The following is an 11,925-nucleotide window of genomic DNA, read 5'->3' as shown; positions in this document are numbered from 1 at the left end:
AGTTTATTATTCGCAAATGGTTAATTGGTCAGTTCTTTTTGTATTTGTTCCAGGGATTTGTTCTTTGTTTCCGGAAGTCTGAGGGCAAAGAAAAAGCTTAAGAACATCATAATGGCAAAGAAACTGAAAATGAAAGTACCTCCTGTACGGATGAAGACAGGAAACATCCAAGAAAGCAGGGCGGACCATACCCAGTGTGTCATGCTACCCAGCACTTGCCCCTTAGACCGGACACTATTGGGGAAAACTTCAGAGATTAAAACCCAAATAACCGCACCCAGTGAAATAGCAAAGAATGCGATAAATCCCATCAGACAGGCAAGCATATAGTAACCTGAGAAAGTATCCTGACAGAATCCTTTAGCTACTAATGCCAAAGAAATAGCCATACCGATAGAACCGATGTAGAGTAGCTTTTTTCGTCCTACCTGATCTATCAGAATCATTCCGATCATGGTAAATGTGAGGTTTGTCAGCCCGATTACTATAGATTGCATCATGGCAGAGTCAGTAAATACACCTGACATCTCAAAAATTCTGGGAGCGTAGTAAAGGATAGCGTTGATTCCAGATAACTGGTTAAAGGTAGCAATAAGGAAAGCATAGAGGATTGGTTTACGGTATTTGCGTTGGAAGAGCTTTTCGCCACAGTTTCCTGTCGCTACCAGAGATTCTCTGATTTCATGTACTTCTTGTTCAATATCCGCATTACTGACTTCTTTTATGATGCGACGGGCTTCGGTTTCCTTGTTTTGCTTTACCAGCCAACGAGGGCTCTCCGGTACGGTGTATAGTAGGAGTGCAAACACAATGGCGGGAATGGCTTCGATTCCCAACATCCATTGCCAGTCGTGTGCAATGCCATGTATCCAATAGTTGGAGAAGTAGGCAAGTACAATACCCAGGACAATATTGAACTGGAAGAATGCGACAAAACGTCCACGCCAGCGTGAAGGAGATATTTCGGCAATGTACATGGGACCGACTACGGATGAGGCTCCTACGGCCAGTCCACCGGCAAAGCGGAAAAATAAAAAGGAATACCAGTCGATGATGGCAGCACTGCCCACGGCAGAAACAAAATAGAGGAAAGCAATTATTTTTAGTGCTTTCAGGCGTCCGTATTTCTCTACGGGTTTACTACAGATGAAAGCTCCGATGATAGTACCGATTAAAGCGATGGCAATGGTAAAACCATGGCTGAAATCGGATAGGCCATATACTGTTTGGATGGATTTTTCGGCTCCGGATATTACTGCGGTATCGAATCCAAAAAGTAATCCTCCCAGGGATGCCACGAAGGCAATGTAAAACATGAAATTCTTTACTGTATTTTTCATAATGCAGATGTTTTATAGACCGAATTCGATCCGGTTAATAACATGATTCTGGTAACATTCGTCTAACTCTACAAAGTATCCGCTCCATCCCCATACCCGGACAATCAGGTTCTTGTGTTGTTCGGGGTGTTTACGGGCATGTAGCAGTTTCTCCCGGCTGACTGTATTTAACTGTAGCTGGTGACCACCAAGGACAACATAGGTTTTCACAAGCATACCCAATTTTTCAATGGTTTCGTCGTTGCTGAATACAGACTGGTCGAATTCCAGGGTGAGGGGGCCGCCATTGACAACACGATCCAGGTGCTGCTTGGTAAATGATTTAATAACAGATATCGGTCCTTTTTGCTTGAGAAACAGGCTGGGGGAATAATTTGCCGGGATCATTTCACCATCGTTACGTCCATCGGGAGTAGCACGCAATTGATTGGAATGAAAAATGTAGTACATGGCTGTTCCGGTACCTGCCCGATAAACTCCTCCGCGTTCATTTCGTTTATCGGCTAACGACTGATCGAAAGAGTCGAGTAGAGCTCCGGCTATCAGGTCGGCATAATCATTATCCTGTCCCATTTTGGGAGCTTCTTCTCTTAGCTTTTTCTGTAACTCTTCATAGCCTTGGAAGTTGTTTCTTATAGCAGTAAGCAGAGTGATATAATCTATGTTCTGTTCTTCAAAATAGTATTTTTTCAGAGCAGCAAGGGCGTCGGTGGCAGTTGCAATGCCGGTCCCGTGAATGCCATAGTTATTATAGTAAGATCCTTCTGAAATATCTTTGGCTCTTTCGATGGTGCCATCCATAAGCAAAGACATCATAGGAGAAGGGATAATGTAGAGATTCCGGTGTTTTTCGCAGATTGTATCGACTTCTTTTTGTATTTCCTGTTCAACCAGTGTATAAAAAGATGGATAATCCGGGCAAGTGTTGAGCTTTTCAATGCATCGGTCTACACATCCTATTAAAGAAACAGCGTCTATATTGGGAATATCCATGGCTTTACCGGGGATGATGAACTCCCAGCAGGCAGCCACGACATAGTTGTATGCGTCCTCTTTCGAATATCCTTTGCGGATAAGTCCCGGAATGATGACGTCGTCATTGCTGTATTGTGGAAAGCCCAGCCCTATTTTTGTCAGGCGGGAACCTAAAGTGAATATCTCGTTGGGAGTACCTTGGTCTACACGAATGTTGATTTTGGGATCAATCAGCTTCAATTCGTAACTTGCTTGCAAACACATGCGTGACAGGTCGTTGAACAAGTATTCACCGTTTGCGTTGCGTCCTCCCAATACTAAGCTCTGACCGTTGTCGCCTTGCTGCATACCCGGATACAGGTCACTGTCTTTGTTGCATACCAGGAAAAATTCTTCAAGTAAGTCAAATGCTTCCTCTTTGGTAAGTGTTCCATTTTCCAGGTCTTTTTGATAGAAAGGATACATATATTGGTCGAAACGACCGAGTGTGTTGTGATAGTTACCTGCTTCCCAAATGGAGAAATGGAGAATCCTCAAAAGTTGTAGGGCCTGTCTGAAGTTTTGGGCTCCTTCTGTTTTGACGGTGTGCAAAGTATATGCTGTTTCTGTCTCGTTAATGGATAATGCATATTGCTCGTATTTCTCAATTAAATTTTGTATGGATATGATGCTTTGATACATTGCTTGCAGGAATGTTTTTTCTCTTTCATTTAATGAGGGTGTTTCCTGACGTTTCCGAATCTCTTGTTTCCGTGCTTCCAACCCATGTCGGATTGTGTAAGCATAATTAGGAGAGATGTTACATACCGTACCTTTTTCATGGATATAATGTTTGCTTTTGATTTCATTCCATTCTTCCGGGGTATAGGGATCCGGTATTTGGGTGAGGGTGCGGGTAAAAACGATTCTTTCACCCGGAAGTATAACCGGAGTTTCGGCATCCATTGAGGCAGCAAAGCAAGCTGTGGCGCGTTCTACAGGAGATAAACCTTGTAGAGCATAGGACGTACTCAATTTATCAAGTCCTACGCTCTGTAGTGTTCTTCTTTGTGAGTGGTGTTGTTTATCTAAAATATACGTTTTTAGATAGTTAATTCTTTCGTTCATACAATTAGATTTTTGATATTATTTTCTTCGAATACATTATAGATTTGTGGTGTTTTTCCGGTATCGAACGGAGGGTGATACTTTTCTCCGATCATTGCGTATTTGGCACCTGCTGTCCGGTGATATCTGAGGATCTCGACGCGTATCAGGTTTTGGGCATTTTTGATTCTTTCGAAAATGGCTGTCATATTTTCCCGGGTATCGTTGACTCCTGGAATCAGTGGTATCCGAAGGATGAAATCCTGCCCTGAATCGCAAAGTACGGTAAGGTTTTTTAGTATGATCGTATTATCTACACCTGTATATTTTCGATGCATCTCCGGATCTGTGTGTTTGATGTCGAATAGGATCAGATTTGCCAAGGAAATAACTTTGCTGAAAGTATGAGTGTTTGCATATCCGCTTGTTTCAATAGCAGTGTGTATATCCGGAAGTTGTTCGAGCAATTCGGTGATGAAATCCGGTTGGAACAAAGGCTCTCCTCCTGTTAGTGTTATTCCTCCCCGGTTAAGCCTATAGATATCCCGGTTCTTTTCAATTATGGCAATCAGTTCTTCTACAGTTATCTGATATCCACAAATGCTTTTGACTCCTTTCTTAATCATGTATTGTGGTTGTGGTGAGATGCCTTCGGGGTTATGGCACCATGCACAGTGTAAAGGACATCCTTTTAAGAATATCGTTGTTCGGATTCCCGGTCCGTCGTGGATGGCAAACTCCTCTATACTGAATATTGTTCCTGTTTTCATTGTGTTTGGATTAACAATGGCAAATATATACATAATATTTTGAACAGGTACGAACTGGTATGTATGTTGTTGAGCATGTATTCGTGTTAAAATACAGAATATTAATAGCTCTTATTATTCATATGGGTAATGTTTATGGGAGTAGAGGCTATTATCCGGCATTTACAAAAAACGAATGTATCCGACCACTTTTAGAATGTATTTTTCCGAATGGGTGATGAACCGGTCTGTTTACTGACCTTTGCCGTTCTTGAATTCATTGGGTGTCACTCCACAGAAACGCTTAAATGTTTTGCTGAAGTAGCTGGGATTATTGAATCCAAGCTGCCATGAGATTTCGGCGATAGTCAGATTGGTTTTTATAATCTTTACTTTGGCAACATCGATCTTGATTTTATTTATAAATTCGGTGGCACTCAGATTTAACAGTTTCTTCAGCTTATTGTATAGTTGGGTTCGGCTGATGTTCATGTGTGTAGTCAATTGATCGACACTCAATTCCGGTTCTTCGATATGTTCGATGACGAATTGGGTCAACGATTTGATAAACTCTTCGTCTTTGTTGTTAAGTTCTTCGTTGAGTTCGAATATTTTCATATCGTGATAATGTTCGCGGATATTACTTTTAGCTTTGAGTAAATTGGTGATTCTGAGGTTCAGTTCATCAAAAGTGAAAGGCTTTTCAATATAGGCATCTGCTCCTGCCGATAATCCCTGCAGCTCGTTCTCTTTCGAAGGTTGAGAAGTGATAAGAATGACCGGAATGTGAGAATACTCCCGAGAGGTTTTAATATACCTGCTCAATTCATATCCGTCCATATAAGGCATCATGATGTCACTGATAATGATGTCGATAATGTGTGTTTTCAGCAATTCGACTGCTTCCTGCCCGTTATAAGCTGTTTTCACTTTATATAAACGCAGTAATTTACTTTTTAATATGTTGTTGATATCCGGATTATCTTCTACCAGAAGTACAGTCATTTTCTTTTCTGTATTTGCGGCATTCATATCTTCTTTTAACCCGGAGTTATTGAGTAGGTATACAGTGTCTGCTACTACGTCGGGGGAATTGACGATATCCAGCGTTTCATCGGGAACGATCATATCTTTGGAGTCTTCTACCAGAGGCAATCTTACTTTGAAGGTCGTGCCACTATTTTGATGGCTTTCTATCTCAACCGTGCCTGAAAGTAGTTGAACTAATCCATTCACCAAAGCCAGACCGATACCTGTATTAGAATATTTCTGATCAGACGAATCGGTTTTGTGGAAAGGTTGCATGACAGCCTCCCGTTGTTCCGGATGAATATAAGAGCTGCTGTTGTGGCAAGAAAGAATCAGTTGTCCGGCATTCTTATCCACATCAATCCTAAAGTTTATTTCACTCTGAGGATCAGAATGTTTGAAGGCATTGCTGAGCAGATTGCTGATGATTTTTTCAATCTTGTCTCTGTCGAAGACCGTATAGTAGGAATCTGTTGAGGTTGTATATTGAAAGACAACCTGTTTTTGTCTGAAGACAGGGATGAACAATTCGAAGATACTACGTCCGTATGTCATGATGTCTCCTTTCACATATTCTATACGGGCGTGATCGGTTTCTACGGAACGAAACTCCAGAAGCTGATTGATAAGAAACTGAAGGCGTTGGATGTTCCGATTGATTATTTTCATTTCTTCTCCGGTGATTGTGTTGTTCCGGCTGATTGATATATCTTCGAATACGGCCATCAGTATAGACAAAGGAGTCTTAAATTCGTGGGTGATATAAGTGAAGAAATTTAGCTTATGCTTGTTTAGTTCGCGCAGGTTGTTCTTTTCCATGCGTTCGATGCGTATATCCATTTTATCACGCATGCGAATGCGGTAGAAACGGACAATTATAAAGCCGATCAGGAGCCCGATTAAAGAGTAAATGGTGATCATGAAGCCACTCAATAGAAAGTGAGGAAGGATGTTTACAGTGATTTCACGGCGGTCGAATACAACTCCGTTTTTCCCGATAACCCGTACATGGAATTTATAAGTTCCGGGATCGAGGTTGGTATAAGTGACTGATTGTGGGATTTGTTGTGTTGTGTTCCACTCGGTCTCCATACCCTCCAGATAATATTCACAAGAAAGTTGTGACTGACAGTTTTCATTGTAGTTGATTACCAGGAAGTCAAAAGTCAGGGTATTCATACCGTGAGGTAAGCGGATAAGGGACGTACTGTCGATATTGCTTTGCAGGATACCATCCGGTGACGGCTGCACATGCTTATTGAAAACCTTGAAGTCTGAGAAAGTCAGGTGGATATCGTTTGTAGGGTTGTTATGGTTCAGTCCTTCCGGTCGGAAAAAGCATACACCATTGATACTTCCGAAGTAGAGAGTACCGTTTGGATCTTTATAACCCGGACAGGTATTAAACTGATTCGAAATCAGATTGTCGGATACCTTGTAGTGGGCAAAACTCTGACTTTCCGGATTAAATGAGAAAATACCGTTGTCCGTACTCATCCATAGATAGCCGAAACTGTCTTCCTGTATGGAATAGATGTCTCTCTGCCGGAGTTCGTTCTTTTTCCCGAAAACCTGTATACTGTCTGCATTTGCATCATATTTCATCAGTCCTCCATTACTGGTGCCAAACCAGACATTTCCTTTCGAATCGATAAAGCTGCAATAGATGTTATCGCTGGTCATAGTTTTACAACCTGTCGCTCCTTTCTGGTATCGGTGGATGCTATGGGTAGGAATATGATACCGGAAGATGCCGTTGAAGTGTGCAGAAAACCAGATATTATCCTTTTTATCACGTATGATGTCGTCAATGCGTATAAGTCGGAATACATCCGGAAGAAAGGGGGTGAATGAATCTGTCTGAAAATGATAGATATTGACTCCCTGGCTTGTGCCTATGAACATAGTATCGGGGTTGTGAACATAGAGCTTATAGATTGAATTATTGGATAACCCCGTATCTCTTCCTGCCAAATTTTTATATGAGCGGATATATCCCCTTTCCAAATCCACCTTTTGTAGGCCGTCGACAAAATTGCCAATCCATATATTGCCGGAGTAATCTTCGGCTAATGCGTGTACGTTGTCTCCGTTTAGCGATGGATGGGTCGATTTGTTTAGGTACCTGATGTGACCGTCCGGATAAAGAATGGAGATTCCGTGATCTTCGGAAGCAAACCACAACGCTCCCTTTTTATCTTTGATGATGTTACTGATCGCTTTTCCTTTCAGGTATTGTTTCTCATTATCTGCTATCAGGTAGTGGAAGTTGTTTTCAGTCAGGCTGGTATAGTTGATACCTCCAAAGAATGTACCGATCCACATAATATCTCCACGACTTTTATAAATGGTGTAGATTGCATTATCGGTCAGTCCGGACTGGACATCTTTCGCATGCTGGCGGTATTGTACGTAACTGTTGTCCGTGTAGTCGTAGATGAAAAGTCCGTTTTCGGTTCCGATCCATAGATTTCCCCGCATATCTTCCTGAATGCAGCGGATATAGCGCATGTCTTTTCTGTCTTGTGAAGAGAACTCCACTGAAACGAACTGGTTATAATTCTTATTATATCGGTACAACCCGTTTTCGGTAGTTCCCAGCCATAGAGTGCCCTGAGAATCTTTGTAGATGGAAGTGAATTCGACAGGATAGTCGGAAGAGACTTCTGCCGCTGTGATTTTCCGGGTCATTTGTCCGTTGGGGCGGAAACAATAAATCGTATTCGGACCGACAGCCCATACATTTCCGTTAATATCCAGTGTTACTTTTATAATCAATCCTTTGTAGAGCAGTGCCATGCTTTGCTCTACTTTATTATACGTATAGAGTCCGGAATCTGATGCGATGAAGACTGAACGTCCGTCGTAGACCATGTCCAGCACATATAGTGGGGTCTTGGTTTGCGGAACAATAGTGGTGAACTTCTCTTTCATCATATCGTATAAGCACAACCCCTCATTAGTTCCCATCAATAGAGTATCTTTTCCAAGCAGAAGCAGTTTCTCGATGCAGTTTGAAGAAAGTCCGTCATCCGACTTGTAGTATTGTTTAATGTTGTATCCGTCATACCTGTTCAGTCCTTTGAGGGTTGCAATCCAAATATATCCTTTCGAATCCTGCACAATATCGCGTACGGCACTATATGTAAGTCCGTGTTGACTGCCCAGAGAGTGGAACATAAGTTCATTCTGTTGTGCATTTAGTATAACAGAAGAAATAAATAAAATCAGGGTAAAAAAGCTCTTTTTCATTCGTCTCTTAATTACGTACAACACAAAAGTCTGAAATAAAAACGAATCAGAAAGGCACTTATGGTCACAAACTGATATTTATATTCACTATGGTAATGTTTGGTGTAAATATGAATATGAGTATCAGTGAATAATTTATTGTTCTATGGTTCGGGTCTCTTTTCGCCTACTTTTGCTGAAACAACAAAACAGTAAAATACGAATGCAAAAACAACTGAGTATGGAACCACACAAAATGGACTCGTCCTGATCCGGCTTCGGGACTTGACAAAGAAACTAAAAATGTATGAATCCTTTTTAATGACTAAATTACTAATATTATGAATCTAAAAGATCTGAACAACCTTAGAGCAGATACCGAAGGCAGGATAAAAGCCGTCTTCTTAATATGCATGTTTGTGCTGGTGTCTGCAGGTGGATTTGCTCAAAACACAAAGAGCATTTCGGGTACAGTGAGAGAGAAAGGCAGTAATGAAACTGTTATTGGAGCCACTGTACAAGTGAAAGGGACACACAACGGGGTGATTACTAATGAAAACGGAGAGTATACGATTAAAAACGTATCTCCGGGACAAGTACTTGTTTTTTCGATGATCGGCATGAATACGGTTGAGAAAACCGTAGGCAGTCAGAATCGAATAGATGTACTGATGGATTCGGGAGTGCTGATTGATGAAGTGGTGGTGACTGGTTATCAGACTCAGCGTAAAGTAGACTTAACCGGATCTGTATCCAGTTTGAGCTCCGACCAGTTTATGCAAACCAATCCGTTAAGTCTGGAACAAGCCTTGAAAGGCAAAATATCCGGTGTACAGGTAATGAACAATGATGGTGCGCCGGGTGGCGGAATCACGATTAAGATTCGTGGAGCCAGTTCTATTACGGCAGGCAGCTCGCCTTTGTATGTCATCGACGGTTTCCCGCTTCCTATCTCGGACGATCCGCTGGAAAGTCCTTTAGCAACTATCTCTCCCGATGCCATCGAGAGTATCTCTATCTTGAAAGATGTATCGTCTACTGCCATTTATGGGGCGCAGGGTGCCAATGGTGTTGTGCTGATTACTACCAAGAAAGGTGCGGCCGGTATGAGTGAGATTTCCGTAAAAGCTACTTATGGTATCAGTAAACTGGCAAATTCAATCCCGATGCTGGGTGCCGAAGATTACATGCGTGCATATATGCGTGATATGATTATGAGCGGACGCTGGCAGAATGCCGATTTCTACCAGGAGTATAAAGATCAGGTATGGAATACCAATCCTTCCCGTTTCCAGTTCTATCCGGATCTCTGTTTGCAGAATGGTACCAAGCAGAATTATGAAGTGTCTTACAGAGGCGGAACCGAACGGATACAGAACTCTACCATTTTCTCGTTGATGAACGAAGACGGTATCGCAATCAATACCGGGTTTAAGCGATTCTATTTCCAGACGAATAACAGCATCAAACTGCTTCCACAACTGACTTTGAACACGAATATCTCGTATGAGCACAATATTCGTAGCGGTGCTTTCTGGACAGAAGGAAACATTTTCAATGAAATACAGACTTTCTCTCCGCTTGTTCCCAAAGAGTGGACTTTCCAGGAGATAGATGACAACCTGTACTATACAGGTAAAATGGATAATCCTTATCGGAAGCTGAAAGACATTGATTACAATAATAAAAATAATACTTTCTTCGGTCAGGCAGAATTGGTATATAACATTAATGATAACTGGTTTGTAAAAGGAGGTATTGGCGTTCGTATTCCTAAAGGGGAAGTCAAAGAATTTGTTCCGAAGACCATCCAGCGCGGTTATGATAATAATGGCTTGGCTACGTATGCTACACAAAGCGGATTAAATATGCGTGGAGTGATACAGGCCGGATTCAATAAAGTATTCAACAAGGTACACAGTCTTTCGGTGAATGCCGTGTATGAGGCCAATACCAATAAGTATGAAACCTTTAATCAGGAATATTCCCAGTTCAATACCGATTTGGGGTGGGAAGGTATTTATGATGCAAAAAGTGGTAACCATGTGAAGTCTCCCGGTGTATCTTACGAAAAGATAGCCATGCTCTCGGGAGTGTTTATGGCCAACTATTCTTATAAAGGCCGTTACTTGCTGAAAGCTTCCATGCGTGCTGACGGTTCTTCTAAATTCAGTCCCGATAACCGTTGGGGATTCTTTCCATCCGGTGCGCTGGGTTGGAGGGTTTCAGAAGAAGAATTCTTCAAGAATGTGCCTTGGCTGGAGAAGAACGTAAGCAACCTGAAGCTACGTTTCAGCTATGGTCAGGTGGGTAACGACCAGATTGCTCCTTATGCTTATGCACAGACATTGTCTTCCAGCCAGCGTCAGGCCATCTTTGGTGACGGAGCTATCCCGGCTTTGTATACCAGCCGTATGGCGAACCCGGAGATCAGTTGGGAGGTGACGGAAGAGTTTAACGGTGGTCTCGACCTGGATATGTTCAATAACCGCCTGAATGTTTCATTGGACCTCTATACAAAGACTACCCGTGATATGCTGCTCGAACAGAATCTGCCACGTACTTCCGGTTTCGGGAAGGTGACCCGTAACATTGGTTCGGTGCGTAACCGCGGATTTGAGATCAGTGTAGGCGGTGTGCTTATTGATAAAAAGGACTTTACCTGGAATGCTACGGTGAACTTTAGCTCCAATCAGTCCAAGGTGCTTAGCTTAGGTACTGAAACACAGATGCTCGAAGGACGCCCCGTAGGTTCGGCTTCCGGTTCGGAGAATGTTCTGATTAAAAAAGGATATCCTCTCGGACTCTTCTATGGTTTGCAGATGGAAGGCATCCGCAGCAACTGGCATTCGGATTATAACGGTATAGGCAGTGCCGATTCTCCTTGGTGGTATGCTACCGAGAGAGAGATGCCTTACGGTTTCCCATCCTTTGCCGATACCAATGGAGACGGAAAAGTGGATATGAGTGACCGTGTTGTGATCGGAGACGTGAATCCGGTGTTTATCGGTGGTTTGAACACTCGTCTGCGCTGGAAGTTCATCGAACTGGCTATGGACTTCAGTTGGTCATACGGAAATGATATTATCAATGGTAATGTATACAACCTGATGAACAACGGGGATATCCGCAATAAATCGGCTGTGTATTATAAAGATGCCTGGTTCGCGAACAATCCTACCGGTACTTTTACAGGTCCCGGTGCCATTGACTGGTCAGGATATATGTGGGCTGCTTCCAACTCGGAGATGGTGGAAGACGGTTCGTTCCTGAAGATGAACAACCTGGCTGTCACCTTCCGTTTACCGAAGAACGTATTGAAGGCTTGGAAGATTAAAGACCTGGCTCTGACGTATACGATTAACAACGTTTTCTGTCTTACGAACTATTCGGGATATGACCCCGAGGTACGTAGCGGTAGCTCTGTGAACAACCGTATTCTTCCGGGAGTCGACATTTCGGCCTATCCGTACGCCCGCTCTCATATATTCTCACTTAATTTCAAATATTAACAG

General features: G+C 42.5%; 5 protein-coding genes. 1 reads left to right on the top strand and 4 read right to left on the bottom strand.

All coding sequences use genetic code 11. The annotated features are described in order from the left end of the window. Window positions 1-20: 20 nt before the first annotated feature. The 4 genes from G7Y45_RS02530 to G7Y45_RS02515 form a co-directional block, all read right to left on the bottom strand. The gene (locus G7Y45_RS02530; RefSeq protein WP_165016462.1) at window positions 21-1,340 is read right to left on the bottom strand and encodes a sugar porter family MFS transporter; all 1,320 of its coding nucleotides are present in this window, start codon (window positions 1,338-1,340) and stop codon (window positions 21-23) included. Window positions 1,341-1,352: 12 nt separating this feature from the next. Next, complete coding sequence (locus G7Y45_RS02525) at window positions 1,353-3,422, bottom strand: pyruvate formate lyase family protein (RefSeq protein ID WP_165016459.1); 2,070 nt, start codon at window positions 3,420-3,422, stop codon at window positions 1,353-1,355. Continuing rightward, the gene (locus tag G7Y45_RS02520; RefSeq protein WP_032530302.1) at window positions 3,419-4,204 is read right to left on the bottom strand and encodes a glycyl-radical enzyme activating protein; all 786 of its coding nucleotides are present in this window, start codon (window positions 4,202-4,204) and stop codon (window positions 3,419-3,421) included. Before G7Y45_RS02520 ends, G7Y45_RS02525 begins: the two co-directional genes overlap by 4 nt. Window positions 4,205-4,402: 198 nt before the next feature. Next, entirely contained in the window at window positions 4,403-8,431 is a 4,029-nt protein-coding gene (locus G7Y45_RS02515; RefSeq protein WP_165016456.1) for a two-component regulator propeller domain-containing protein, read from the bottom strand. A 320-nt stretch (window positions 8,432-8,751) separates the two neighbouring features. Between G7Y45_RS02515 and G7Y45_RS02510 the strand changes: the two genes are divergently transcribed. Then, a complete protein-coding gene (locus tag G7Y45_RS02510) occupies window positions 8,752-11,922 on the top strand; it encodes a TonB-dependent receptor (protein WP_005811643.1) in 3,171 nt (1,056 codons plus the stop codon). Window positions 11,923-11,925: the final 3 nt, after the last annotated feature.

The organism is Bacteroides sp. ZJ-18 (assembly GCF_011038705.2).
GTDB classification, from domain to species: domain Bacteria; phylum Bacteroidota; class Bacteroidia; order Bacteroidales; family Bacteroidaceae; genus Bacteroides; species Bacteroides hominis.
The sequence above is the reverse complement of the archived record's forward strand: the minus strand, read 5'-3'. Positions and strand labels throughout refer to the sequence as shown.

Excerpts from the sequence above, each read along its gene's own strand:
- G7Y45_RS02530 (WP_165016462.1), bottom strand. The coding sequence starts at position 1,340 with ATGAAAAATACAGTAAAGAATTTCATGTTTTACATTGCCTTCGTGGCA.
- G7Y45_RS02525 (WP_165016459.1), bottom strand. The coding sequence starts at position 3,422 with ATGAACGAAAGAATTAACTATCTAAAAACGTATATTTTAGATAAACAA.
- G7Y45_RS02520 (WP_032530302.1), bottom strand. The coding sequence starts at position 4,204 with ATGTATATATTTGCCATTGTTAATCCAAACACAATGAAAACAGGAACA.
- G7Y45_RS02515 (WP_165016456.1), bottom strand. The coding sequence starts at position 8,431 with ATGAAAAAGAGCTTTTTTACCCTGATTTTATTTATTTCTTCTGTTATA.
- G7Y45_RS02510 (WP_005811643.1), top strand. The coding sequence starts at position 8,752 with ATGAATCTAAAAGATCTGAACAACCTTAGAGCAGATACCGAAGGCAGG.